Raw genomic sequence first — 26,343 nt, 5'->3', positions numbered from 1 at the left:
TCTACGTATTACTCTAATGTAAGGCTTAAACCAAGCCCCTTCAACTCATTGAATAGCACATTAAGTGATTCAGGAATACCAGGCTCAGGCATAGGTGTTCCCTTGACTATTGCCTCGTACACTTTACTTCTACCACTCATATCATCACTCTTTACAGTCAGCATCTCCTGAAGAATATGTGCTGCTCCAAAAGCTTCCAAAGCCCAGACCTCCATTTCTCCGAAACGCTGACCTCCAAACTGGGCCTTACCTCCCAGTGGCTGCTGTGTGATAAGTGAATAAGGCCCTATGGAACGGGCATGCATCTTATCATCCACCATATGCCCTAACTTCAAGAAGTAAGTAACTCCAACTGTAGCAGGTTGGTCGAATGGCTCTCCAGTACCTCCATCGTACAACTGAGTACGTCCATTCATTGGCAAACCGGCTTTTCTTGTTTCATTCTGAATATCCTCCAAAGATGCTCCATCAAAGATGTGTGTAGCATACTTGACACCTTGCTTGCGACCACTCCAAGCCAAGATAGCTTCAAAGAGCTGACCCAAATTCATTCGCGAAGGCACACCTAACGGATTTAAACAAATATCTACAGGAGTACCGTCTTCCAGGAAGGGCATATCTTCTTGACGTACTATCTTAGAAACAATACCCTTATTCCCATGGCGACCGGCCATCTTATCACCGACTTGGATCTTGCGCTTCTTTGCAATGTATACCTTAGCCTTTTTCATGGTGCCGGTAGGCAACTCATCACCTATAACCTCATCCAACTGACGACGTCGATAGTCTGCTTCTGTTTCCTTTACCTTACGCAAGTAATTAGCCAGTAGCATACCCACCATTTCGTTAGTCTCCGGATCATCTGTCCAATCTGAGTTAGCCACTTCGGTGAAGACCACGTGCTCAAGAGCCTTCTCACTTAATGGAGTACCCTTCTTAACCAATTCCTCTCCGATATAGTTAACTATGCGATTTGTAGATTTCTTATTGACAAGCTTTAGGAGTTTTTCTAAGAAGATCGCATCTATTTCCTTTTTCTTTGCTTCCAGCTCATCCTCAAAGCGCTGAGTGAGAGCTTTCTGCTCTTTACGACTCATCCCCACATCAGCACGAGAGAATAGCTTTGTGTCAATAACCACACCTCGCAATGAAGGTGAAGCCTTCAGAGATGCATCCTTTACATCACCGGCTTTTTCACCAAAAATGGCACGGAGTAACTTTTCTTCCGGAGTTGGATCGGTTTCACCCTTCGGTGTGATCTTACCCACCAAGATATCTCCGGGCACTACATGGGCACCTATACGAATGATACCATCAGCTCCTAATTCCTTAGTAGCTTCTTCGCTAACGTTTGGTATATCACCTGTAAGCTCTTCCATGCCGCGCTTTGTCTCTCTTACTTCAAGTTCGTATTCATCAACATGAACTGAGGTAAAGATATCTTCACGAACCATGCGCTCATTAAGCACAATAGCATCCTCGTAGTTATACCCTTTCCAAGGCATGTAAGCTGCCAATATATTACGTCCGAGAGCAAGCTCACCCTTCTGAGTTGCGTATCCTTCTGTCAGTATTTGTCCCTTTGAAACACGTTGCCCCTCTTTACATATAGGTTTCAGGTCAATCGTAGTACTCTGGTTCGTTTTACGGAACTTCGGCAGCTTATAGACCTTTATGGGAGGATCGAAACTAACGAAGAGTTCTTTCTCTGTTTTATCGTAACGCACCTTGATTGTTTCGGCATCGGCATAGATAACCTCTCCATCACCCTCTGCCACTATTTGAGTGCGTGAGTCACGTACGAGTTTAGCTTCAATACCTGTCCCCACAATAGGCGCTTCAGGGCGAAGTAAAGGCACTGCCTGACGCATCATGTTTGAACCCATCAAAGCACGGTTAGCATCGTCATGCTCTAAGAAAGGAATGAGAGAAGCAGCAATGGAGGCAATTTGAGAGGGAGAAACGTCCATCAGGTCAACCTGAGAAGGTGCAATAACAGGGAAGTCAGCTCCATAACGAGACTTTACCCTATCCAAAATAAACTCACCCTTCTCATTTAATGGGGCATTACCCTGTGCCACATACTTATCTTCCTCTTCCTCTGCTGAGTAGTATCTCAGTCCCTTGTCAGAGAAGTCTACCCTACCATTCTTCACAGCTCGGTAAGGTGTTTCAATGAATCCCATATCACTCACCTTTGCATAGACGCAAAGCGAGGAAATCAAACCGATATTAGGTCCTTCAGGAGTCTCAATTGGGCAGAGACGACCGTAGTGTGTGTAGTGGACGTCACGGACCTCAAAACCGGCACGATCACGTGTTAGTCCGCCCTTACCCAAAGCGGAGATACGGCGCTTGTGCGTAACTTCAGCCAGTGGGTTTGTTTGATCCATAAATTGAGACAGCTGATCGGTCCCAAAGAAACTATTCATTACTCCGGGAATAGTCTTTGAATTCATCAAAGCTTCAGGAGTAAACACCTCGCCATCGCGAACATTCATACGCTCACGCACAGTACGAGCCATACGTGAAAGAGCAATACCAAACTGTGTATAGAGCTGCTCTCCCACCGTACGAATACGACGATTGGACAAGTGGTCAATGTCATCAATATTAGTGCGTGAAGCAACCAGCTCAATAATGTACTTGATAATACCCACAACGTCCTCTTGAGTCAAGACACGCTGTGCAGGATCAATCGAAAGATTCAGTTTTTTATTGATACGATAGCGCCCCACCTCCCCAAGATCATAACGCTTCTCAGAGAAGAACAGGTTATTAAAAGCCTCTTTGGCCGTATTATCATCTGCCGGCTGGATACCCCGCTGCAAGTGGAATATATAGTTCCAAGCATCTATATCATTAATAGCATTATCATTTTCCAGCGTTGCGAAAATAATATCGCTAGCCACAGACTTTTCTCCTTCTTGAAACTGCTTCTTGAGAAGTATGGTATTGTAGCCCAATTCAATTAGCTTAGCAGCTACTTCTTCGCTAAGCTCTGTACCTCGCTCAAATACAATTTCGCTACGCGGCATCTGAGTAACTTCACCGGTAGTCGCATCTGTCTGGATATCCTCCGTATAGGTTCTGTACACGCGCTCAGCTAGTGCACGACCATAGAAACGCTTCAGCTCACTCTTCGATACCTTTACCTCCTCTGCAATATCAAAGAGAGTCAAAATCTCTTTGTCAGTTGCATAGCCCATAGCTCTTAAGAGCATCGTAACAGGGATTTTCTTCTTTCTATCTAGATAAGCATACAATACATCTCCGGGGTCTGTAGAAAACTCTATCCAAGAACCTCTAAATGGGATAATACGTGCAGAATAGAGCTTTATACCGGAAGTATGTAGCGAAGTACTAAAGAAGACTCCGGGGGAACGGTGAAATTGGGAAACAACCACACGTTCTGCACCATTGATTACGAATGTGCCACTCTCAGTCATGTAAGGAATATTCCCAAGGAATACATCCTTACCTACAGTAGCAAAATCTGTATGCTCCGGATCAGTACAATAAAGCTTTACTTTTGCCCTTAAGGGCACGCTGTAAGTAAGTCCGCGTGCAATACATTCGTCAATAGAAAACTTTGGAGGATCGATTGAATAGTCAACGAACTCAAGGACGAAGTTATTGCGAGTGTCTTTGATGGGAAAGTTTTCGTTGAAAACCTTAAACAATCCCTCCTTTTTACGCTGCTCTGGTGGAGTTTCAAGCTGAAAAAACTCCTTAAATGACTTCAATTGTACTTCCAAGAAGTCGGGGTATTCGAGCGGGTTTTGTATTTTCGAAAAGCTTATTCTGTTAGTATCCGGGATTCTTTTCATTGTCTATTTCGTATAAAAGGCGAGCAAAAGACGTATAACCGTAATGCAATTCTGTTAGTCAAAATGGGCTGCCTACATAGCAGCAAAGATCAAGAACCCTACCACATCTTGGGGTAGAGTTCTCGATCGTAAATACCTGATATACAGGTCACAGAAGTTTACTTCAATTCAACTTCAGCACCTGCCTCTTCTAGAGCAGCCTTGATAGCCTCTGCAGTAGCTTTGTCTACACCTTCCTTCAGATTAGTAGGAGCAGCATCTACAAGATCCTTAGCTTCCTTCAAACCAAGACCACAGTGTTCTTTTACTGCCTTAACAACTTGGAGCTTTGCAGCACCAAAACTCTTGAGGACAACATCAAAAGCAGTCTTTTCTTCTGCTGCTGCAGCTGCACCGGCTGCAGGACCTGCTGCTACAGCTACAGCTGCGGCTGCGGGTTCAATGCCATAATCTTCTTTAAGTACGTTGGCTAACTCACTAACTTCCTTTACTGTCAGCGATACGAGTTGTTCTGCAATTGCTTTTATATCAGCCATATTATTGGGATTCTAATTAATTCTGTTTTACTAATTTGCTTCTCTTTCTTCTAAGGTTTTGAGCAATCCATGCACTGTCTGCCCTGCGGACCCTAATGCCGACACAACGTTCTTGATAGGCGATTGCAATAGCAAGATAACTTCTGCGAGCAACTCTTCACGACTCTTGATAGCAATTAACTGCTCAAGATGTTCACCACCCACATAGAAGCTCTCTTGTACGTATGCAGCCTTCAAAGCTGGCTTTCCTAATTCCTTATGCTGCGAAGCAAATTCCTTAATGATCTTTGCAGGAGCATTTGCGTTATTGGAAAGCATCATAGCGGTATTACCTTTTAGTGAGCCATACAGCTCAGAAAAATCCACTCCCTCACAGTCGGCCAATGCGCGACGTAAAAGTGTGTTCTTCACCACTACAAGTTTCACCTCATTCTTATTACAGAGGCGACGGAGTTCCATCGTATTCTCTGCATTAAGCGCCTCTACGTCCACCAAGTAGAAATGAGGATATTCTGATAAATAACCGGAGATGTTCTTTACAACGGTTCCTTTCAATTCCTTTCTCATATTTACTCGTGTGATTAGAGGTCTACTGATTTAGGATCTACTTTAATGCCTTTGCTCATCGTGCTGGAGAGGTAAATACTCTTCATATACGTTCCTTTAGCCGAGGTCGGCTTAAGGCGAATAATCGTATTGATGAACTCTTGCGCATTATCTCTAATCTGCTCAGCAGAGAAAGAGATCTTGCCGATAGACGTGTGGATAATTCCAGCTTTGTCTACCTTAAAGTCTATCTTACCGGCTTTCACTTCGCGAACTGCAGCACCGATTTCATTGGTTACCGTACCACTCTTTGGGTTAGGCATCAATCCACGAGGACCGAGCACGCGCCCTAAAGCACCTACTTTACCCATTACACTCGGCATGGTGATGATCACGTCCACATCAGTCCAGCCTCCTTTGATTTTTTCTATGTACTCATCCAGCCCTACATAGTCAGCACCTGCCGCTTTGGCTTCCTCTTCCTTGTCGGCTGTACATAATGCCAATACGCGTACTTGCTTTCCGGTCCCATGGGGCAGCGTAACCACGCCACGCACCATTTGGTTGGCCTTTCGCGGATCTACACCCAGGCGAACGTCTATGTCGACGGAAGCATCAAACTTAGTAAAAGTAATTTCTTTCACCAGCTTAGAAGCTTCTTCCAAGGTGTATAATTTACCGGGTTCAACCTTTCCTTCGACCTCCTTCTGTTTCTTTGTCAGTTTACTCATCGTCAATCATTCAAATTACTAGAAGTGTCACTTAGTCGGGAATTCACCCTTCACCGCAATTCCCATACTGCGCGCAGTACCGGCAACCATTTTCATAGCGCTTTCTACTGTAAAGCAGTTCAGGTCGGCCATCTTATCTTCGGCTATCGCACGGACATCATCCCAAGTAAGCTCAGCAACCTTCTTACGATTAGGCTCAGCTGAACCTCCTTTTACCTTAGCCTTTTCAACGAGTTGAACAGCTACAGGAGGCGTCTTAACGATAAAGTCGAAAGATTTGTCGGAATAATAGGTAATCACCACAGGGAGTACCTTTCCAGCCTTGTCTTGCGTTCTGGCATTAAATTGCTTGCAAAACTCCATAATGTTGATCCCTTTTGCACCCAGTGCAGGACCAACGGGTGGTGACGGGTTAGCCGCACCTCCTTTTATTTGCAACTTGATCTGTCCAGCAATCTCTTTTGCCATTTTATTCTACTTTTCTTTTACTCGGGTAGTAACCGGTGATGTTACTTCCCATCCCACTTTTTCGGCAGAGAGGTCATTTGCAATACTTCTTGATGATGTGCATAAGCAAAGTTGGAAGCAAACCTACGCTTTTCATCTTCTTACAAACTCTTTATACCAAGCGAAATCAATCACTTGGAGTGCGTAACCACTCTTACTCTTTCTCTACCTGCGTATATGAAAGCTCTAATGGAGTCTTTCTACCAAAGATCTTCACCATCACCTTGAGCTTCTTTTTATCTTGATAAACTTCTTCTACAGTAGCCACGAATCCGGAGAACGGACCATCAATAACTTTTACGCTCTCACCTTCCATAAAGGATACATCATAGGTAGCCTCCTCGTCTCTGTCGTCTTGCTTACGCATCATACGCTCAACCTCATACATCGGTAGAGGCTCAGGCTTAGGCATACCCAAGAAGCCCACAACATTAGGCAAGTTGCGTAAAATAAAGATCGTATCGTTATTGAGTATAGCCTCAATAAGCATATACCCCGGCATAGAGGGGCGTTCCACTACGCGTTTTTTGGAACCACGCTGCACCATCACTTTCTCTGTAGGGATAAAGACATCAAAAAGATAGCCCTTGAGAGGAGCTATCTCGCGCTCCTTTTCAAGCATTTCTTTTACTTTGTCCTCCTTACCGGAGATAACCCTCAACACGTAATATTTACGTTCCGAGTGATCTTGCTCTGCCATGGTTTCCCCTTATTACTAATGGTTATACTGATTCAAATACCTATATACCTCTCTCCTTTTATCCAATCGCCTAAGATTCCTATGAACTTTCAAAAAAGAAAAGAACAGGAGTAAAGAAGGCGGATAACTAAATTACGAAGTTATAGATAAGTCTCATCAGATTTTCAAAAATCTGATCTACAATGAATACAAAAATAGCAATGATAACTGAAGCGATCATCACCACTACAGCACTATTCGTCAACTCTTTGCGAGTCGGCCAAGTGACCTTGTACACCAATTCATTGTACGAGTCTTTTACAGCCTGACCCATCTTGCTAAAAAATCCCATATCTATGCTATCTCTTCTATTCTTTACTCATGTAGTAATTCATACATAAGTTTTATTTCTTGGCACGGGTTGAGAGACTCGAACTCCCGACACTTGGTTTTGGAGACCAATGCTCTACCAACTGAGCTAAACCCGTAAGAACAGGAAAGTGGCGGCAAGGGAATTTACACTCACTACCGCACACTTACCCATCTCTTATTCAATACTGATTAACAGAAGATTGAATTAGTCTAAAAGCTCTGTAATCTGACCTGCACCTACCGTACGACCACCTTCACGGATAGCGAAGCGAAGTCCCACATTACATGCTACAGGAGAGATCAAGTCTACTTCAATCGTCACATTATCACCGGGCATTACCATTTCAGTTCCTTCAGGAAGCTTGATTTCACCGGTAACGTCAAGTGTACGGATGTAGAACTGAGGACGATACTTGTTCATAAAAGGAGTATGACGACCACCTTCTTCCTTCTTCAGGATATAAACCTCAGCCTTGAATTTGCTATGGGGCTTCACATCACCGGGGTGAGCTAATACCATACCACGCTTAATTTCATCCTTTTCAACACCACGGAGAAGAAGACCTACATTATCGCCTGCTTCACCTTCGTCAAGGATCTTTCTAAACATTTCCACACCGGTAACTACTGTCTTACGACCTTCAGCACCGAGACCGATCATCTGAACTTCATCGTTCACATGAACACGACCTGTTTCAATACGTCCTGTAGCTACAGTACCACGACCGGTAATAGAGAAAACGTCCTCAACCGGCATCAAGAAAGGTTTATCTACATCACGCTGGGGCAGAGGAATCCATTCGTCAACTGCATTCATCAGCTCCATAATATTTTCAACCCATTTAGGATCGCCATTGAGCGCACCCAAAGCAGAACCGCGGATGATAGGGGTATTATCGCCATCGAAATTGTAGAAACTCAATAGCTCGCGCATATCCATTTCTACCAATTCAAGCATTTCTTCATCTTCAACAAGGTCGCACTTATTCATAAATACAACCAGTCTCGGAACGTTCACCTGACGAGCTAACAGAATGTGCTCACGCGTCTGGGGCATAGGACCGTCAGTTGCTGCAACTACGATGATAGCACCGTCCATCTGAGCGGCACCCGTAACCATGTTCTTTACGTAGTCGGCGTGTCCCGGGCAGTCTACGTGTGCATAGTGACGATTAGCTGTTTCGTACTCTACGTGTGAGGTGTTAATAGTAATACCTCTTTCCTTTTCCTCAGGTGCGTTATCGATTGAATCGAAAGAACGCGCTTCTGAAAGGCCTGCGTCAGCCAATACCTTTGTAATGGCTGCCGTTAACGTGGTCTTACCGTGGTCCACGTGACCAATGGTACCGATGTTTACGTGCGGCTTGGTCCGATTAAAATGTTCTTTTGCCATGATACTTTTAAAGTTGTAATATAGTTTTCTTTGTTATGTGCACAGCCTCGGCAGCACAATACATATTATCTATCTATTTAAATCTCAACGAGAAATGCATGAAGCGGACTAATCCGACACGCATCTCTTCCTACCTTAATGGAGCCGGTGCCGGGACTTGAACCCGGGACCTCTTCCTTACCAAGGAAGTGCTCTACCACTGAGCTACACAGGCATTTCACCACTTGGGCTTTTCTCGGCTTACTTCCGGTGCAAGTGCCATGCGTCACAAACACAATTTCGGCAAGCCGACCACAAAGGTAGCAATAAAAATTGATCTACCAACTATACAGAGCAAAAATAATTATTTTCTGCTATCCTTTGCCTTCTCAATCTGCTTCTTAAGGGCATCGATACTCAAATCTACCGCCTCTTCAAATGAAGCAGCCGTTTTTTCGGCAAATAGATCATTTCCCGGTATTCCTAAACGGATAGAGGCAAATTTATCTTTACCCTCATTGCTTTTTACCTCCTTTAATACCACATCGGCATGGATTACCTCGTCAAAGAAACGATCCAGACGATCTAATTTTTTCTGAATAAAGGCTTCTAACGCCTTATCTGCGTCTAAATGAACGAATTGAATTCTTACTACCATGTTCTTTTCTTCAGCTTGTGCTCTTGGATGAGCGTGGTACATCTTCTGCAGCTCCTTGAAAGTAGTATGTGTGTAACGAACCGTTGTAGATAAACTACTATGCCCCAGCAACTCTTTAACGGCGGTCAAGTCAGCTCCCTCGTTTAGCATATCGGTAGCGAAGGAATGCCGCAACGTATGCGGACCGCGTCTTGCCAAGCCAGGTATCATATCTAAGTGTTTTCTTACAACTCTGTACACTCTATCCACCCCCATAGGCTCTGCCCTCAAAGTAACAAAAAAAAACTGAGAATTGCCAACACATTTTCCCCTAAGAAGTAGGTATTGTTTAATACGCTCCTTTAATCTGCTTCCAAAAGGGATAATTCGCTCCTTATCTCCCTTTCCTAAAACGCGTAATAGAGACTCATCAACGCGTACATCTGTATTCTTCAAACCCGCCAATTCACTGCGACGCATTCCCGTCTCATATAGCATTTCCACAATGAGACGATCTCTCACCTCCTCAAAATCATCCTCATTAATTGGCGCATCGATCAGAGCAGCACTTTCTCGCTCTGTGAGATAGGCCGGCAATACTTTTTCTTGTTTGGGACCTTTCAGTCCTTGGGTCGGATTAGCCGTAATAGCTCCTTCTCGAAAAAGATATCGATAGAAACTCTTCGTTACACTCAACTTACGAAGTACAGAGCCACTCTTCAGGCCACTATCCATCAAGTGAGATATCCACCCACGCACTATATCTCGATCACCGGCAGATGGGAGGAACGTATCATCGCTAACCATGACTGCATAGTCATAATAAGCAAGCACATCTTTTGTGTAATACGCCACGGTGTGATCCGCATAGTTTCGCTCGTACTGCAACCACAGCACAAAGCGAGAGAGCATATCTTCTCGTGTGACCAGCTTCGATATATTTTGCCCTCTATCCATACGATTCGCTCTAACCGACAAAACCTCTTGAGCAACTTGCCAGTTGCCTCAAGAGGGAATAATAATATAGAGAGAAGTATTCTCTTCCTCGAAAATAAAAAGTAGGTTAAGAGGAGAGCTTAATTTTCTTCAGCGTCGCGTAGGTGTTGAATATAGATAGCTTTCTCCCTCTGCTTACGCCTCAACTCAGAAGGTTTAACAAAAGCTTGTCTGCTACGCAATTCACGCATTCTTCCTGTGCGATCAAATTTCCTTTTATAGCGTCTCAGAGCGCGTTCTATATTGTCTTCCTCTCTTACCGGTACTACTATCATGCTTTTACTTTCTTATATGCTTTCTTAATGTTCGTTTTCGTCTTATAGTAAACTGCTGCAAAGGGTTATTCCACGAAAGGAGATGCCATCCTCGGCTTCAGTGGCTGCAAAGGTAATAAATTATTGCAGAATAGAATTATTTTCCTTGTCTATTCTTCTATTTTTGCTGATACCCTAATGAAAAGTCAATAAGTGGAATCGCTTCACGGAGACATAGATTGGACGGAAGCCCTCATTACTACAATAAAAAGATCTGTACATTTCATCTAAAAGATACCGATCTTTCCTTTGAAACCTATAGATGTTTTAAACGAAAAATACAGATGTTTTTTCTACCCCCTTTACGCCTTTCACAGTGCAGCTACAAATAAAGGAATAAAAAAAGATCCTCATTAAGGTGAGACAGTTTGCTCTTCATGGGCAAACTCTTGGTCAGCTGACTCATTTTTTGTTACTTTGCGAGCCACAACATGATGATAATGGACAAAATCTTTCAAGAACAAAGCATTTACAACCCAAATATCAAAAGTAAAATGAAGAAAACAATTACTCTATTGACCCTTTTCTTGTTGGTCGCCTTTGCGTTACCGGCTCAGAAGGGACAAATCTTCCAAACAGGTAGCGAAGGACCTGTTTTCAGCTACGATGTAGTAGCCGGGGAACCACGCCCCTATTATGACTCGGGAGGCCCTGACAAAAACATGAGGGACAACCTAAATCTGACCATTATCCAGCTCAAACCGGTCAATGCGGATTCACACATCACCATTGTCTTTGAAGAAATGGAAATCGGAGACAATGACCATATGCGGTTCTACGCCGGAGCCATTGAGCTGTGGAATGGACCGGACGAAGATGGCGTATATTACTATGATTGGCCCAAAGGAGTAACGCCTATACTAGCACTTAAGGGAAGTCCTGCCAATCCTAAGTTCTCCGTTGTTTCTAACTCCCCCGATGGCTGTATGTCAGTTGCATTTCAACACAATTCAACTGCCAAGGGATGGAAAGGCATGATCTATTGCGTAAAGAATGGAGACCCCGAACCAAGCGTAGGCGGAGAACAGGAAATTTCCTTTACTACAAACAAAGAAGTAGGCAGCAAGATCACCCTTTCAGTAAGTGCTAACGGAGAGGTAAGTGCCTCCGGATTGAAACTTCCTGATGGTCAAAGCAACTTAACGAAGGACAAAGAGGTATCCTACGAAATAACGAGTCAGGACATTCGGCTCACCGGAGACATTACCAAATTAGAAGTGCACAATAATGGGCTCCAAACGCTTAACTTGGACAAGGCTAAGAACCTAACAAGCCTTGAGTGTAGTTATAACCAAATACAAGCACTTGACTTTTCACATAACGCTCAGATAAAGAGAATTAAGTGTGAAAACAACCAACTTGCTACGCTTACTTTGACAGGCTGTAGCAACCTTGATTATTTAGATTGCACCGGCAACAAGTTAAATGCGCTTGATCTTTCTACTAACACCAGCATGTGGTCGTTATGGTGCGAATCCAACCAATTCACTTCGTTAGACGTATCTATGTGTAAAGGCCTCATGTACTTCGCATGTTCAGGCAATCAGCTTACGGAGCTTAATCTAAGTAAGAATGCAGAGCTAGCACATATCTTCTGTAGTGAAAATAAAATTTCCTCATTAGATCTCTCAACCTGTGGGAAGCTCAACACGGTAGCTGTTTATGACAATCCTTTGGAATCGCTCAAATTGCCTACTGCGACTTCATTAGAGTTCATTTCTATCTATCGGACTAAACTCAGCCATGAAAGCCTCCGCACGATAATAGAGGGATTACCATCGCGCTTTGATACCAACAACACTCCTTTAGATCCTGCCGGATCACTTACCGTACAAGTTAAGGGAGAAAAAAGCCCCATGAAGGTATTTGACAAAGATATTAAGGATGCTGAAGCTAAGAACTGGAAGTTACTCCAGTATGACGAAGATACCGATGAGGTGACAAACCCCACTTATAAAGAGGAGATCGCTTCAAATAAGGCTTGGCAAATAGTCGTACTCAAGGATGTGCTCACCATCAAGAATGCGCCTTTAGGCAAAGAGGTTACACTCCATGGCATAGACGGCACCCTATACCTGAGAAACACTCTTACTACTGAGACAACTACCTTGGATATAAGCAAAATTCCCTCAGGAGTCTACGTAGTAACGATTGAAAATGTAAGTAGCACCATTATCAAATAGAGCGTTTTTTAAAAGGGCGCGAATAAGCTATTTACATTAGAAACCTTAAAAGGGCAGTACTGGTTTTCAGTACTGCCCTTTTTCAAAGTTACTCTTTTGTATTAAGGTCTCTATTCAGCCTCCTTGAGGAGGGGTACATCAACCCAGCGGGCTGTCGGATAGCGTGTTTTCAGTAGATGTTGTAAATATTTACGGCTTTCGCTATCTATTGGCTTCTCTTCATTTGGATAAGCATTGTAAAGTAGATAGCGCAGGGGAATAGAACGTTTGTCTAATGCTTCCAAACTCAGCAGAGTATGATTCAAACTCCCCAATCGGCCACACGTAACTAATGCCATTGCATAACCACTCTCTGCCACAAAATCAATTGTTAGTAAGTTTTCCTTGAGTGGCACCATCAAACCGCCTGCTCCCTCCATTAAAACCACCTCATAGCCCAAGTCTAATAGTTTTTTATTATCCTCACGAATATGCTCTGGATCAATACCGGCACCATCCATTGCAGCAGCCAAATGTGGAGAGGCCGGATAAGTAAAAAGATAACTATTACGGTAGTGCTGGGCTACTTCGTCGTCAGTTAAAAAGGGAGCAATCCGATTATGCTTTGAAAGATCCTCACTCACCCCATGCATGCCTGTCTCTACCGGTTTAGAGGTGGTTACCTTGATGCCCTCTTGGTGCAGGAGTGTAGCCAAATAACCGGTAGCAGCCGTTTTCCCTATTCCCGTATCTATACCGCTTACAAATATGATCTCTTTGTTCATTGTATTTTGCTCTTATAAAAGGTTATCCACTACAGCTACAAAGTTACTGCATCAACATAAAAGAGCACCAATATTGGCATACATACCAATAAGTTGATTAATCACACTCTACTATAAGAAAGGTGATTGTCGTTAATCAGAAATTATTTTGTACCTTTGCCAACTGAAAGCGCAATATCCGTAATGATCGGTCACCAAGGTCATGATGCTAACCCCTTGAGTGATTCATATTAGTCGGCTAACGTGCTAAAAAAGAATATTATAGTAATATAAACTATGGGTCCGGCCACAGCAGTTCGGGCTCACAACAGAATAGAAGCAATGTCACGAGTTTGTCAAATAACCGGTAAACGTGCTATTTCCGGTAACAATGTGTCGCACTCCAATCATCGCACGAGGCGACAGTTTGACGTCAACCTCTTCACAAAGAAGTTCTACTGGCCGGAAGAGGACTGCTGGATCAGACTTAAAGTATCCGCAACAGGGCTGCGTTTAATTAACCGCATTGGCCTTAACGAAGCAATTAAAAGAGCTGTGGAGAAAGGGTACCTCACCGAGGCTACCATTCTTGAGGCACCGACTAAGTAAGGGAGGAAAAGAAGATGTCGAAGAAAGGTAAAGACGCAAGAGGGCAAGTAATCCTCGAATGCACGGAAATGAAAGAAAGTGGTCTGCCCGGCACTAGCCGCTACATCACGACCAAAAATAAGAAGAATACAACCCAACGCTTGGAGCTTAAGAAGTATAATCCTATCCTCAAGCGCTACACGATTCATCGTGAGATAAAGTAAATCATTGGAGAGAGCGTAATATACCATGGCAAAAAAATCAGTTGCAACATTTAGAGGCGGAAGTAAAGACGGCCGCGCCTACTCCAAAGTAATCCGTATGGAGAAATCTCCTAAAACGGGTGCGTACTGCTTTAAAGAAGAAATGGTACTTAACGAAGCAGTAGACGATTGGTTTAAGGCAACAAAGTAAGTACTATTTATATCACGGATTAGGCTTGTAGAAGATAATCGTATTAGACACACTCTCAAGAAGTAGAAAGTGCTCTACTTTCTCAGAAGTTGAGAGAGTCCTTTAAGAGACTAACACAAGCACTTCGCTTAAATAGCACAGTTTTACTGTAGATAGAAAGAAGAGAATGCATTCGTGCATTCTCTTCTTTCTATTTATGGTAAGACTACTCTACCTAACTGTTTCTTTTGCGCTTCTGCAAATACAAAGATCTATAACAAGAAAAATCAAGGTACTAGGTTTGGTTCATTAGGATTGGTGGAGTCATTTCCGTACATGTTGCTTCCTAATATATTCACGTGCCCTTTGAGATGGTAATCCACTCCGTCAGCTCCTTTGGCAATAATTACATAGTAATACGCACCGGTAGGTACAGGCTTTCCATTAAAAGTGGCATCCCATCCTTCGTCCGGATTGTCCCAAGTAAAAAGCAGATTACCCCACGCATTGTAGATATAGCCTTTAAACTCTACTAAAGAGCGGTGAGCGACCCGAAAAGTATCGTTTATTCCGGGCGATGAGAAAGGACTAAAGGCATTCGGCACTTCCAAACGAGAAGCAGCAATATCGATCACATATTGTTCACCGGATGTATTGCATTGTGCACTTCGCGAAATAGCCTCTACCATAACTGTGTAACTCCCCATCTCAGTAAATATAAACGAGGTTTCAGCCCCCTCAGCTCTAAAAATAATAGAGGCTTCCTCTTCCCCCGTATTACGTCCGCGTGCTATACGCCATGAGTAGCGGGCAGCTGCCGGTTCGTTGGCGAAGGCTTGCATAGTAAGTTCCACAGGGGCACTAATAACTCGAGATTGGTTATTTAATGTATCTGCACTGCTTTTTTCTATCGTATAAAGAGCATGCAACTCTATACGCTGAGCCTCCAGCATATTACTTTCAAGAGGAGGATACCCAACCCCTAAAAGCTCGGTATACTGATCTCCTAAAAGCTTAAACGAAGTATCGGCAAGAGGCGCATAAAGCGTCAAGTACTCCTGTTGTGGAGTGAGAAGCTCTTCTTTTTGTTCTTCATGGAAAGCATGTGTTTCCTCATCATACTTCATATCAGTATAGGAAATTCGGAACTGCCTCTCTAATGGTTTTTCTACACCTTGCGGTGTGTGACACGGCCAGGTTGCAAAGGGAGTATCTGCGCTCACTCTAATAAGCTCGCAAGGCACCTCTTCATCATAAGATACCTTTAGCTGCTCACTGGGAAGAGGGACACTTTCATATTGGGCAAACCAATAATAATCGGGCAATCCGGATGCTTTTTCTACAATATAACCGCAATTCAACTGAGGTGTATTCAACTCAAAGCAGTTATTTTCAAACGAAGCATTAGCGACCTCCTCACGATCTGCCGCTGATTTTCTGTAAAAGTAAAGCTTGCTTCCTGCTTGAGCCTCAATCCGGAGCGTATAAGCATTATTGACTACATGCACTACATAGCAATGCATCCGCTCACCTTCCGGAGAGCGCACCTCAGCAAATCTACACCCATCTCCACTCACTTGTGCCGTAACTAAGACAGGTAATAAGCCGAGGAGGACAAACAAAATTCGCTTCATAACGGAATACTATGGAATGTTTCATTAAAAGATCCTTGCCAAAGGAATGCTCCCTGGGGGAGAGACTCAATCCCCATTTGAGGTTTTTCCTTAAAAAGGCCATAGACAGCTGATCCACTTCCACTCAACGAGGCATAATAAGCACCTTTATCTATTAAAGTCTGTTTCAGGGTTGCTAACTGGGGATAGCGAGGAAAAAGTGCCGTCTCAAATTGATTTACTAACCGTGTGCAAGTGAAATACTCTGCTTTACTCCACACTCTCTTCAAATACCCCTTTGAGGAAGAATCAGGGCTAACAAGAGCATATGCTTCTTTTGTGCTTATTGCTAATGGAGGCTTCACTATCACCACATAAGAACATCGCAGCTCTTCCGGCAACTCAACCGGCTCCAAGTCAGTTCCTATACCTGTAGCTAACATGGGGTCATCATAGATAAAGAAGGGAGTATCCGCTCCTGCCACGGCAGCAACAGAAGCAAGCTCCTCCTTTGTTAATCGTAGATGCAATAAATCATTCACAGCCCTTAAGGCTACTGCAGCATCAGAAGATCCTCCTCCTAATCCGGCCTCTGAGGGGATACGCTTCACTAATTCAATACGCAAGGGAGGAACTTCGCAGCCTCTACTTCTAAGTTCTTGTAGTACTTTTAAAATGCTGTTGCTTGCAGCAGCGCCTTTGATAGGAAGCCCCTTGATATAAAGAGCATCCTCTACAAGTCCTTCCGGTTGGGTTATCTCAATAATATCGCAGAGGGGTATAGGGACAAGACACGTCTCGATCGTGTGATAGCCATCCGCACGTTGTCCGGTGATATATAGTCCAATATTAATCTTAGCAGGTGCAAATCTAAGCATACTATATACTATGAATCAGCTTTCTCCAGCATAGTTACTGTTTCAGGGAAGAAATAACGCTTACGCTCTTCCTCCGTACCATTCTTATAAGCTCTATAAGGTTCAGATTTGCGAAGCAACATACTTTTAATCATGGGGGCTAACAACCAAGCCCCTATCCGCTTCCATAAGGGAGTTGCACGGCGGGTCATTTCATAAAGAGACTGAAGCGTATCACGACGGAAGTGAACAATATTTTCCAACTCACCTCCATCTACATAGATACCGCAGTGATAATTATGCTCAGCAAAAGCCCCTTCGGGAAAGTTCATGTCCCCCAAGCCGGCAATTTGAAAGTTTTGCTGCAAGAATTCTTCATAATCCACTCTGCATTGTTCACCGCCTCCCAAGTTAAACGTTTTTCCTTTCAGTTCATCAAGATGATCAATAGCATTTACAAAGGCCCTTGCCGTATCACGTGGTGTAGTAAACTCCATAGGAGTAGCCAATGGCATCAGAAACATAATCCCCGACATATGATGATTACCTGCACCCATAATAGCAGAAAGTCGAAAGATACAAGTATTAAGTTTACTCTCCCTAACCATTTGTTCCATCTTGACTTTAGTAACTGCATAGTTGTCTCCATAAGAGGGGCAGATAGGATCTCCTACACGTATCTCGGGATTACGGATTCTATCCCCATATACAGCAACAGAAGAGCTGAAGAGTAAAAAGCTGCCGGGAGAATTTCGTTCCAAGCTATCTATCAAGTTGCGCGTTCCGCCCACATTGATCTTTTCAGTCAACTGGGGATCATTGTATGCCATCGGGGGAATGAGCGAAGCAAAGTGGAAGGTAACGTCTACACCACGCGTTGCCTCTTCAAGTGTTTGCATCTTGGTTATATCTCCGTATTTTGGCTTTATACGACGTTTGATCCTTTCTTTTAGCTTATCAAATATAGCAACCGTTTTCTTTGTTTTAAGGTCAAAGGCTCTTATCTCATACCGACCCGACATTTTAGCAAGCTGCAAAAGAGCCTCTTTGCCCACATTTCCGGTTGCGCCCGTTATGAGAATAACTTTTTTCTTTTGCACATTCATACTCTTCTCCTCCACGTATTAAAAGCTCTTTTCCCAAAAAAATAGGGAGTCCTACTACAAATATAGTAAGGCTCCCCTGTTTTTCCTAACAAAAAACCTACCTGGTTTTTCTTTAGCGTATGCCCAACTTAGCTTTTATAGTGGAGGGAATAGCATCTTTGTGCACAACTATATTCATAGTACGTCCAGCCACATAAGCTTCACTTACATACCAAATACCCTTATAAGCACCGGCTTCTCCCCAAGAGTTCTTAACCATAAAGAAAGGACGACCTGCCTGATTCTTTGCCTTTCCGTAAATAACCATACCGTGGTCATCGGTCAAGGTATAATTATCATAGCACTCTTGACGATATTCTTGAGTTGGCTTAATTTCCGGGCAATTAGGCTCGTTGATCATCTTTCTAATAGCAGCCTGACGCTCACCATAGCTAAGGCCAATCCAGCGAGCTTGGTCACTACCGGCTGTTTCGATAGCTTCTATATCAGCCAATACACCGATACCGTCGCGGTTGAAGCCTACTTCACTTACATCGGCACCCCATGCAATGGGATAACCCTTATCAATCGCATTATTCATTACTTGGATAAGCTCCTCAATAGGAATATTCCAAGAACTGCTCCAACGCCAATTGTCCTCTATTTCGAGGGGGAATTGAGTATAGAAAGGATGATGGGTATAACTTGTTAGCGATACATAATCATCAAAATTCAAGCCCAATGTAGCGGCATAGCTCTTCGGGGTATAAGTCTTACCTTGGTACGTAAACTGTGTCGGCACTTCACCTAAATAAGAGGCTATGATAGCAGCATGCGCTTGCTTCCAAGACGTAGATAGACGCCCATTAGGGTTCTTTATTACTGCATCTAAGTAGGCCTTACTTGCATTAGCCAGCTCACTATGGCTATTCTTCTTTGTTCCATAATTCAAGCCAGTCATCACCTCTTCCGGCACGATTCCATAGTGTTTAAGCACATAGAGGACATCGTAGAAAGAGCCTCCTTGTGAATAATTGAGCATGCCATGCAAACGTACGTATCTATCCGCCTTATCACGATAAGACATACTTACGGGAAACATATCCGAAAGGTCCGTTTCCGGTTTTCCTACACGGAGCATTTCAGCTTCTATGAAACCAATTGCCGAGTAAGACCAGCAAGTACCGGAGTTGGCCTGATCTCGAACAGGTGTAATGGGCAATTCCTTTACTACAGTAAACTGGTTTGTTTCGCTCTCCTTTTCTTGGGCTGCCAACGGCATGATGGCCATGGTAATTAGCAGCAGAGGTAAAATAATTCTTTTTGTCATTTCTATGAATATTGTTATAGGTGTTAATTACTACTTTTTGGGAGTTTACCGACCTTTCTCATATAAGTCTAATTCCTCAAATAATTTCTTGAGGGAAGGCTTCTTTTTTATCTCGTCTGATATCCACTCCCGCGGATTATGTATATGTGAAATTTGCTCAGGAGAAGCCACATCTACCTGTAGCCTAATGGGCTTTTGGAGCAATTTGGATAGACACCCCAAAAGTGTTTGTTCCTCCTTTAATAGAGTTTCTCGCTGCGCTTCTTCTCTTACGGTAAAGTGCACTATTCCCCCTTTGTGCATCGTAGGGAATAGGGAGTTCATGAACTTCCTGGAGGGGTCGTTCATATTGCTATGTTCCTTGTAATCAGCCCAAGCATCTAACAAGGACATCGGGGTTGAAGCACCCTTCGGCTCAGTCTTTTTATTTTGCTCAGTACTCCGCAGACTAACCACCCCTTTGGTTAGTGGGTTGCGTGCTATAGGCCGTCCACTGGGAGAGGCAGGCTGTGCTGCTGTGGCGCCCTGTTGCGGAGAGGCAGCTACAGAGGGTGAAGAAGCAGGAGCGGATGTAGTTGGTTGAGGGGATGATGCAGCTGATTGGTTCGAAGAAGTTACAGGCTGATTAGAGGCAGAGACTGCACTTTTCAATTCCTTTGAAAGCGCGAGACCCAATAAGGTCATTTCTACCAAAAGGCGCTTTCCGTTAGCCATACGGTACTGTCGCTCACAGTCCATCAATTTAGCGATAGTAGTGTACAATGCAGGCTTTCCTATAGAGCGTGCCAATACAACGTAAGCGGTTTTGTCTGCTTCTGCTATTTGTGCTATGGGAAGCGTTTCGTCCTCAACAGCAAGGAAAAGATTTCGATAAAAGGCACTCAGTCCTGTTATAATGGCTTTTCCGTCAAAGCCATCCGCATATATTTCATCCAGCAGCCCAAGCAACTTGGCACTATCTCCTCGATGCAGACAATTTGCTATTTGGAAGAAGGTGTCTTTATCTAATATATGTAAGCTGTCGACAGTTTGCTTATAGGTAATCTGTCCATCTCCAAAACCTGCGATACGGTCAAAAAGAGAAAGAGCATCTCGCATTCCCCCATCGGCATGCCTTGCTATAATAGCCAAAGCCTCCTCTTCGGCTGGTATCTGCTCATTGTGAGCAACCAACTTTAACTGTCTTACAATTACATCTTCCGGAATAGGTCTGAAATCATATACCTGACAACGCGAAAGGATGGTTGGCAAAATCATCTGCTTTTCCGTTGTAGCCAAGATAAAGACCACATAGGAAGGAGGCTCTTCCAATGTTTTAAGGAACGCATTGAAAGCCTGCTTCGAGAGCATATGTACCTCATCGATGATGTAGACCTTGTGCTTTCCGGTCTGTGGGGGTACATTAACCTCCTCAATAAGTCGTCTGATGTCGTCCGTAGAGTTGTTGGATGCTGCATCCAACTCATATACGGAGAGGCTTTGCTGACGCTCAAAAGCACGACAAGCATCGCAGTGTCCGCAAGCCTCTCCCTCCGGGGTTAGCTCAAGGCAGTTTATTGTTTTGGCAAAGATACGTGCAGCACTCGTCTTACCGACTCCCCGAGGGCCACAGAACAAGTATGCATGCGCTATTTTATTCTGACGAATAGAGCGCTGCAGGGTGGCACTTATGGCCTCTTGTCCTACTAACTCCCCGAAGGTTGCTGGACGATACTTCCTCGCAGAGACGACGAATCTGTCTGCCATGTACTACCTGCCCTAAGAATTATATTTTTGCTAACGCTTGATCAAGGTCAGCAATTATATCCTCTACATCCTCCAATCCTACAGAGAGGCGAACCATACCTTCGGATATATCTGCTGCGGCACGCTCTTCAGGCGTGTAAGGAGAGTGTGTCATAGAAGCCGGATGCTCAATAAGCGTCTCTGCATCACCTAAGCTAACGGCAAGTGTGCAGAGATGTACATTATTCATCAGTGTACGTCCCGCTTCAAGACCACCCTTCACTTCAAAAGCAATCATTGCTCCGGGAAGCTTCATGTACTTATCTGCTAATGCCTTCTGTGGGAAGCTGTCCAGCCCAGGATAAGTTACAGAGGCTACCTTTGGATGCTTTTCAAGGAATTGTGCCACCTTCATAGCATTTTCGCAGTGGCGTTCCATACGTATATGAAGCGTTTTCAATCCACGCCCGATCAAGAAAGCATCAAACGGAGCCAATACAGCGCCTGAAAGATCCTTAATTCCCACTAAACGAACTTGATCAATATACTCTTTCTTACCGGCAACAAATCCTGCGATCACATCACCATGACCATTGATATACTTGGTAGCTGAGTGCACCACTGCATCCACACCCCATTCCAGAGGACGGCAGAGGTAAGGCGAGCAATATGTATTGTCGGCTATCACCATTACACCCTCTTGGCTATGTGCGATCTTAGCAATCGCTTCCAAGTCTGCCATGTACATATTGGGGTTTGCCGGTGACTCAAGATAGACCAGCTTTGTATTGGGACGCATAGCGCGGCGTACATTCTCCGGATCTCTTGTATCCACAAAAGTCACCTCCACACCGAAGCGACTCAGTCCATGCTCTAAGAATGAGTAGGTACACCCATAAAGCGTTTTACCGGCAACGATATGATCTCCTGCACTAACGGCTACCCAAATAGCACTTACAATAGCACCGATACCGCTTCCGGCACCTACAGCAGCTTCTGCGCCTTCAAGGGCAGCTACCTTTTCCTCTACTGAAGTGTCCGTTGGGTTGCCTAAGCGAGTATAGATGTAACCATCTTCCTCTAATGCGAAGCGGCGTCCGCCTTGCTCAGCACTATCAAATACGAAAGTTGAGGTCTGATAGATTGGCATGGCTAAAGTACCATGCATGTTGTGCTCGGCGCCTGCGTGAATGCTTTTTGTAGCAAAGCCCGATTTTTTTAGTTCTTCCGGGGTCATCATAGTTTTTTATGTATTTGTCTTAGTTACTTTCAGTTTGTACAAAGCCATCTCTCTTCTTACGATATTTTGGGTGGCTCATCTACTCAGGGCTTTTTCAAAGACAGATCCTTTGAGTTCATCGTTGCGAAGTTACTACATTTCACTCACTTTGCCAAAGAAAAAACGCCCCTTTTAGACTGAAGTGACAACTAAATTTTCCACACCATACTTAAATGTCGCTCCCGTATCCACACAGATATTAATTACTTCTATTCCCCACTCTAATTCGGGAATGAAGCGGTGACAAAGATATTTTGGAATAGAGAGCTATAGCATTGCAAAAAAAAGATATGGACCTTTCAACTAAAAGATCCATATCTTAGCAACCAAAGTTTCTGATAAAAGAAATGAAAGATCTGTATCTTTTTCAGAAGAGAAAAGAAGGTTACTCAACCCACTGTATGTAGTCTGCTTTTCGAGGTGCAGCTTGAGGAATTTCTCCGGCAGCATAACCGACAATACAGTTTGCGATGCCCACGTAATTATCCCCTATTCCCCATTGCTTAAGGATTTGCTTACCCTCCTTACTTTCAAACATTACATCAGCGCCATGCACCCAACAGGTGGCCAAACCCAAGGCATGAGCTGCATTGAGCATATTGTCCATTACAACGCTTCCATCGTACAGATAGGTTGGCACACTCTTATCTGCCAATACGACGATCACTACCGGTGCACCATAAAAAGGATCGCTTTCTCCGCCACGTAAATTCATATTTAGTCGAGATAAGCGATCGCGTTCTGCACGATTGGTTACAACAACTATCTTTGCAGACTGCTTCCCTAAACCACTTGGTGCATAGCTACCAGCTTCAGTAACCAAAGCGAGTAGCTCTTTTGAGGGCATCTCATCTTGGTACTGTCTCACGCTGCGTCGTGTTTTAAAGAGCGCTATTTTCTCCTCATTGGTCAAAGTGGGTTTACTTTGCTCTTTCTCTCGAGTACAGCCTATACTGCCCAATAATAACACAACAGAAGCTACACATGCACTGAAAAGTATTGATTGTTTTATTCTCACTTGTTTTTCACTATCTAATTTCATTATTACGTAATACGAAGATACGAAATGTCTCTTAAATAATATGCTAATCAAACCGCATTATGCATAAATAATATTGACAAGTCCCATAATAATGTTTCTTCTCTTGGCAAAGAGGAGCAAAATTGGTTACTTTGCATACTAAAATATGCGAGCAACAGACAACTGACTTATGAGCTTCTTCAAAAAACTTTTTTCAAAAACAAATGATAGCGTTCTACCGAGCAAAACGGAAGAGACGGCTACTTCTCACACAGCCACTAATATACCCGAAGGCGATGAAGAAGCGACTCGGGAGCAAAAGCAACGGATACGTAATGCCGAATCCCTTAAATTCGACGGACTCCGTCTACTACGTGCAGGATATGTAACACAAGCTTTAGAATACTTAGCTCGCTCAGTTGAGTTAAATCCCGAGTTTGAGAATCGCTACTATTATGCCAGTGCCTTAACTCGCTTGGGGAAAAATAGCGAAGCAATAGAGATATACAAGAGCCTGTCTCAGGAAGCGCCTGAGCATACTGCCCTCCACTTATCCCTGCTTAACCTGCTGGTCACGGAAGAACGCTATGCAGAGGCATCCGAATGCTTTACAAAGACATCGGCTCTATCATTAGACGATGCCGAAGAGGCGCTTTTGCGCTTCTATGAAGCAATGCTTGCAGTAGGAGAAGAAGATTATGATCGTGCCATTGAGGCAGCTGACCGCTCCCTATCTCTTCAAGCGGATCACCCGCGGGTGGCTCTCTACAAAACAAAAGCCCTTTTGCTGGCCAATCGGTTAGAGGAAGCCGAAAGCTGGATCAAGGATATGCGTCAGCGCTTTCCGGAAGAAGAGCGATTTGCACTATATGCAGCTACAATAGCGGCCGAACGCAAGCAACCGGAGAAGGAAGAAAAGGCACTCAAAGAGGCGATTGATATAGATCCTTTTAATGAAGAGGCTCACCTGCGTTTAGCGGCTCTCTATGAAACTCAGGGACATGTAGAGGCGGCTATCGCTCTGCTAAGTCCCTTTTACGAAGAAGAGCACGCTACAGTTCGCATGAAGCGATGTCTTGCTGACCTTTATCGCAAACAGGACAATCCGGAGAAAGCGGATAAAGTGCTGGAGAGTATCAACGAGGAAGATATACAACAAGAGGGAGCAGAGGCAGACTTCAGTTCGCTCTATACCAACGGGCTATACTAATCCACTGGCATGGCTAAGCAAAAGTGGTACACTGTATGGGTAGGAGCGGAAACAGGTATATTCGATTCATGGGAGGAATGCCGCAGTTATGTAGAAGGCTATAAAGGAGCTCGCTACAAATCTTTCTCCTCTCGTAAAGAAGCCGAGGAAGCATTAGGCATACATCCGGATGCATTTCGTTCTACTCACAAAAAAGGATCAGTAGGAACAACTCGATCCGTCCATGCCGAAGGGGTAATAGCTCGTAGTATAGCCGTGGACGGAGCTACCAGTGGTAATCCGGGACCTGCCGAGTATAGAGGCGTGTGGGTAGATACAGGAGAGATCATTTTTACCTCCCCGCTATTTGAGGGGACGAACAATATTGCAGAGTTTCTTGCCATCGTTCATGCCATGGCACTCTGTATCAAAACAGGTCAAAGCATCCCTATCTATTCCGACAGCCAAACAGCCATCAAGTGGGTTACAGTAGGGAAAGCAAAAAGCACTATACCTCACACCCAACGTTTTGAGCGTGCCCATCAACTAATTGCCCGAGCTGAGGCTTGGCTGGCAGGACATCCGAAGGAAACTCGTCCTCCTTTACTCAAGTGGAAAACAGAGCTGTGGGGAGAGATACCGGCTGACTATGGACGCAAATAGACTTCCCCGCCTATGGCTACTGAATATAGGCAACGAAGCAGCCTTAGGCAGTAAGGCGATACATTACACACCTTCTCGATTAGTACGACAGATGCGTCGTGACCTTTCAGCCTTGCCGGCTTTTTTTGCTGGTGATAACCCACTTGATGCCGTTTGGATTGAGGATGGGTTACCCTCTTTACCGGAGGGAAGTTGCCTACCTGCGAGACAATGCTATACGACCAAGCAGCTACTGCAAGCTACCTTTGATACACCTTTTCAGTTAGAGCTTTGGGGAAGAGAGCCCTCCCTTGTCCAACAACTCATAAAGCATTATCCGGAGCTATTCGATAAGAAGATCATACCCCCTACTACAAAGCAACTGCCCAATAGTTTTTTTGACCGAACCTTAACGGCAAGCTTTCTAAAGGAATGGAATATACCGACTCCTTCAATTATAAACAATGACCAAGAACTGAAGAGGTTTGCCGACGAATTGTCGCAAGATAAGTTTGTCATCAAACAACCATTCAGCTCGTCCGGTAGGGGCATTCACCTCGTTAATTCCAAGGAATACTCCAAGGTTCGTTGCAAATATCCACTAATTGCAGAGCCATATTACGAAAAAGTATCTGATTGGGCGATAGAATACACAATTGAAGGGAACAAATATATTCGTAAAGAGGCACTATCGCACTTTTACACCGACCACTTTCGCTATATAGGCAACACGGTTTGTTCTCAAGAAAAGCTTTTGCAGCGTCTTACGAATGAGGTAGGAAGCAGTATTATCGAACACGTAGTAGAAGCACACAAGAAGTTTCTCCTTCGCGAAGTTGCCCCATACTACCAAGGTCCTGTAGGAATCGATATGATGAGCTACCGCAAGGGGAGTACATTATGCCTGCACCCCTTCGTAGAGATCAATATACGACACACCATGGGGAGTGTGGCAGAACGTCTATTCTCTCACTACGGATACGATGACAAGGAATACTTCCTGCAGATAGAGCATTTGCCATCTCAAGCGGAAGAGGGCAATAGACCCTGCGAAAAGCCATACTTTGACTCAACCGGTAGACTTATTAGTGGAAAGATGTGGCTAAGTGGAAGAAATGAGGCGAGTCGCTTTGGAGCAAGTTTTAGCGCACTTACTTAAATGTTTTTAGACGCCA

The 26,343-nt window shown here is 44.1% G+C and carries 25 protein-coding genes and 2 tRNA genes; 7 read left to right on the top strand and 20 right to left on the bottom strand.

The window, feature by feature from the left end; all coding sequences use genetic code 11:
* Nucleotides 1-8 precede the first annotated feature (8 nt).
* From rpoB to rpsU, 12 genes are all read right to left on the bottom strand, one after another.
* Entirely contained in the window at nt 9-3,830 is a 3,822-nt protein-coding gene (gene rpoB / locus ACLWMH_RS02130; protein ID WP_411915107.1) for a DNA-directed RNA polymerase subunit beta, read from the bottom strand.
* A 158-nt stretch (nt 3,831-3,988) separates the two neighbouring features.
* Nucleotides 3,989-4,366 (bottom strand): 50S ribosomal protein L7/L12, encoded by a 378-nt coding sequence (gene rplL, locus ACLWMH_RS02125; protein WP_411915106.1) that lies wholly within the window; start codon nt 4,364-4,366, stop codon nt 3,989-3,991.
* A 30-nt stretch (nt 4,367-4,396) separates the two neighbouring features.
* Nucleotides 4,397-4,933, bottom strand: coding sequence for a 50S ribosomal protein L10 (gene rplJ, locus ACLWMH_RS02120; protein WP_411915105.1), 537 nt, complete (start codon nt 4,931-4,933; stop codon nt 4,397-4,399).
* 14 nt (nt 4,934-4,947) lie between these two features.
* Nucleotides 4,948-5,643: a 50S ribosomal protein L1 gene (rplA, locus tag ACLWMH_RS02115; protein ID WP_411915104.1), complete on the bottom strand. Its 696-nt coding sequence runs from the start codon at nt 5,641-5,643 to the stop codon at nt 4,948-4,950.
* Nucleotides 5,644-5,670: 27 nt separating this feature from the next.
* Nucleotides 5,671-6,111, bottom strand: coding sequence for a 50S ribosomal protein L11 (rplK, locus tag ACLWMH_RS02110; protein WP_411915103.1), 441 nt, complete (start codon nt 6,109-6,111; stop codon nt 5,671-5,673).
* A gap of 193 nt (nt 6,112-6,304) precedes the next feature.
* A complete protein-coding gene (gene nusG / locus ACLWMH_RS02105; protein WP_411915102.1) occupies nt 6,305-6,850 on the bottom strand; it encodes a transcription termination/antitermination protein NusG in 546 nt (181 codons plus the stop codon).
* 127 nt (nt 6,851-6,977) lie between these two features.
* Entirely contained in the window at nt 6,978-7,181 is a 204-nt protein-coding gene (secE, locus tag ACLWMH_RS02100; RefSeq protein ID WP_411915101.1) for a preprotein translocase subunit SecE, read from the bottom strand.
* Nucleotides 7,182-7,241: 60 nt separating this feature from the next.
* Nucleotides 7,242-7,317, bottom strand: a tRNA-Trp gene (locus tag ACLWMH_RS02095).
* 89 nt (nt 7,318-7,406) lie between these two features.
* Nucleotides 7,407-8,594, bottom strand: a complete 1,188-nt coding sequence (gene tuf / locus ACLWMH_RS02090; RefSeq protein WP_411915100.1) for an elongation factor Tu — start codon at nt 8,592-8,594, stop codon at nt 7,407-7,409.
* Between the two features lie 139 nt (nt 8,595-8,733).
* Nucleotides 8,734-8,808 (bottom strand) — tRNA-Thr (locus ACLWMH_RS02085).
* A gap of 129 nt (nt 8,809-8,937) precedes the next feature.
* On the bottom strand, nt 8,938-10,167 hold the full coding sequence (gene hpf / locus ACLWMH_RS02080; protein ID WP_411915099.1) for a ribosome hibernation-promoting factor, HPF/YfiA family: 1,230 nt from the start codon (nt 10,165-10,167) through the stop codon (nt 8,938-8,940).
* Between the two features lie 119 nt (nt 10,168-10,286).
* Entirely contained in the window at nt 10,287-10,481 is a 195-nt protein-coding gene (rpsU, locus tag ACLWMH_RS02075) for a 30S ribosomal protein S21 (protein ID WP_411915098.1), read from the bottom strand.
* Nucleotides 10,482-11,014: 533 nt separating this feature from the next.
* On the opposite strand from rpsU, the gene ACLWMH_RS02070 reads away from it, so the two are divergent.
* Nucleotides 11,015-12,703, top strand: coding sequence for a leucine-rich repeat domain-containing protein (locus tag ACLWMH_RS02070; RefSeq protein WP_411915097.1), 1,689 nt, complete (start codon nt 11,015-11,017; stop codon nt 12,701-12,703).
* A gap of 110 nt (nt 12,704-12,813) precedes the next feature.
* Here the strand turns inward: ACLWMH_RS02070 and bioD are convergent, their stop codons facing one another.
* A complete protein-coding gene (gene bioD, locus ACLWMH_RS02065) occupies nt 12,814-13,467 on the bottom strand; it encodes a dethiobiotin synthase (protein WP_411915096.1) in 654 nt (217 codons plus the stop codon).
* A 321-nt stretch (nt 13,468-13,788) separates the two neighbouring features.
* Here bioD and rpmB point away from each other — a divergent pair, with 321 nt between their 5' ends.
* The 3 genes from rpmB to ACLWMH_RS02050 are packed head-to-tail and all read left to right on the top strand — an operon-like array spanning nt 13,789 to nt 14,448.
* A complete protein-coding gene (rpmB, locus tag ACLWMH_RS02060) occupies nt 13,789-14,055 on the top strand; it encodes a 50S ribosomal protein L28 (RefSeq protein WP_411915095.1) in 267 nt (88 codons plus the stop codon).
* Between the two features lie 14 nt (nt 14,056-14,069).
* Complete coding sequence (rpmG, locus tag ACLWMH_RS02055) at nt 14,070-14,258, top strand: 50S ribosomal protein L33 (protein WP_411915094.1); 189 nt, start codon at nt 14,070-14,072, stop codon at nt 14,256-14,258.
* 25 nt (nt 14,259-14,283) lie between these two features.
* Nucleotides 14,284-14,448 carry a DUF4295 domain-containing protein gene (locus ACLWMH_RS02050; RefSeq protein ID WP_411915093.1) on the top strand — a complete coding sequence of 55 codons (165 nt, stop codon included), beginning with the start codon at nt 14,284-14,286 and terminating at the stop codon, nt 14,446-14,448.
* Nucleotides 14,449-14,714: 266 nt separating this feature from the next.
* Here ACLWMH_RS02050 and ACLWMH_RS02045 read toward each other — a convergent pair whose 3' ends face one another.
* The 7 genes from ACLWMH_RS02045 to ACLWMH_RS02015 all read right to left on the bottom strand — a co-directional run bounded on the left by ACLWMH_RS02045 (nt 14,715) and on the right by ACLWMH_RS02015 (nt 23,334).
* On the bottom strand, nt 14,715-16,061 hold the full coding sequence (locus ACLWMH_RS02045; RefSeq protein ID WP_411915092.1) for a gliding motility-associated C-terminal domain-containing protein: 1,347 nt from the start codon (nt 16,059-16,061) through the stop codon (nt 14,715-14,717).
* Complete coding sequence (gene ispE / locus ACLWMH_RS02040) at nt 16,058-16,918, bottom strand: 4-(cytidine 5'-diphospho)-2-C-methyl-D-erythritol kinase (protein ID WP_411915091.1); 861 nt, start codon at nt 16,916-16,918, stop codon at nt 16,058-16,060. The genes ACLWMH_RS02045 and ispE overlap by 4 nt, the downstream gene beginning before the upstream one ends.
* 8 nt (nt 16,919-16,926) lie before the next feature.
* Nucleotides 16,927-18,003 (bottom strand): NAD-dependent epimerase/dehydratase family protein, encoded by a 1,077-nt coding sequence (locus ACLWMH_RS02035; RefSeq protein ID WP_411915090.1) that lies wholly within the window; start codon nt 18,001-18,003, stop codon nt 16,927-16,929.
* Between the two features lie 112 nt (nt 18,004-18,115).
* Complete coding sequence (locus ACLWMH_RS02030; RefSeq protein WP_411915089.1) at nt 18,116-19,312, bottom strand: C1 family peptidase; 1,197 nt, start codon at nt 19,310-19,312, stop codon at nt 18,116-18,118.
* Between the two features lie 45 nt (nt 19,313-19,357).
* On the bottom strand, nt 19,358-21,058 hold the full coding sequence (dnaX, locus tag ACLWMH_RS02025) for a DNA polymerase III subunit gamma/tau (protein ID WP_411915088.1): 1,701 nt from the start codon (nt 21,056-21,058) through the stop codon (nt 19,358-19,360).
* A 19-nt stretch (nt 21,059-21,077) separates the two neighbouring features.
* Entirely contained in the window at nt 21,078-22,277 is a 1,200-nt protein-coding gene (gene megL, locus ACLWMH_RS02020; RefSeq protein WP_411915087.1) for a methionine gamma-lyase, read from the bottom strand.
* 424 nt (nt 22,278-22,701) lie between these two features.
* The gene (locus tag ACLWMH_RS02015; protein WP_411915086.1) at nt 22,702-23,334 is read right to left on the bottom strand and encodes a nitroreductase; all 633 of its coding nucleotides are present in this window, start codon (nt 23,332-23,334) and stop codon (nt 22,702-22,704) included.
* A gap of 193 nt (nt 23,335-23,527) precedes the next feature.
* Between ACLWMH_RS02015 and ACLWMH_RS02010 the strand changes: the two genes are divergently transcribed.
* From ACLWMH_RS02010 to ACLWMH_RS02000, 3 genes are read left to right on the top strand one after another with little or no spacing between them, the layout of a single operon-like run.
* On the top strand, nt 23,528-24,547 hold the full coding sequence (locus ACLWMH_RS02010) for a tetratricopeptide repeat protein (protein WP_411915085.1): 1,020 nt from the start codon (nt 23,528-23,530) through the stop codon (nt 24,545-24,547).
* Nucleotides 24,548-24,556: 9 nt separating this feature from the next.
* Nucleotides 24,557-25,189, top strand: coding sequence for a ribonuclease H1 domain-containing protein (locus tag ACLWMH_RS02005; protein ID WP_411915084.1), 633 nt, complete (start codon nt 24,557-24,559; stop codon nt 25,187-25,189).
* The gene (locus ACLWMH_RS02000) at nt 25,176-26,327 is read left to right on the top strand and encodes an ATP-grasp domain-containing protein (protein WP_411915083.1); all 1,152 of its coding nucleotides are present in this window, start codon (nt 25,176-25,178) and stop codon (nt 26,325-26,327) included. Before ACLWMH_RS02005 ends, ACLWMH_RS02000 begins: the two co-directional genes overlap by 14 nt.
* Nucleotides 26,328-26,343: the final 16 nt, after the last annotated feature.

The organism is Porphyromonas miyakawae, from assembly GCF_045865415.1.
Taxonomy (GTDB): Bacteria; Bacteroidota; Bacteroidia; order Bacteroidales; family Porphyromonadaceae; genus Porphyromonas; species Porphyromonas miyakawae.
This window is presented reverse-complemented; position numbering and strand designations above follow the sequence as displayed.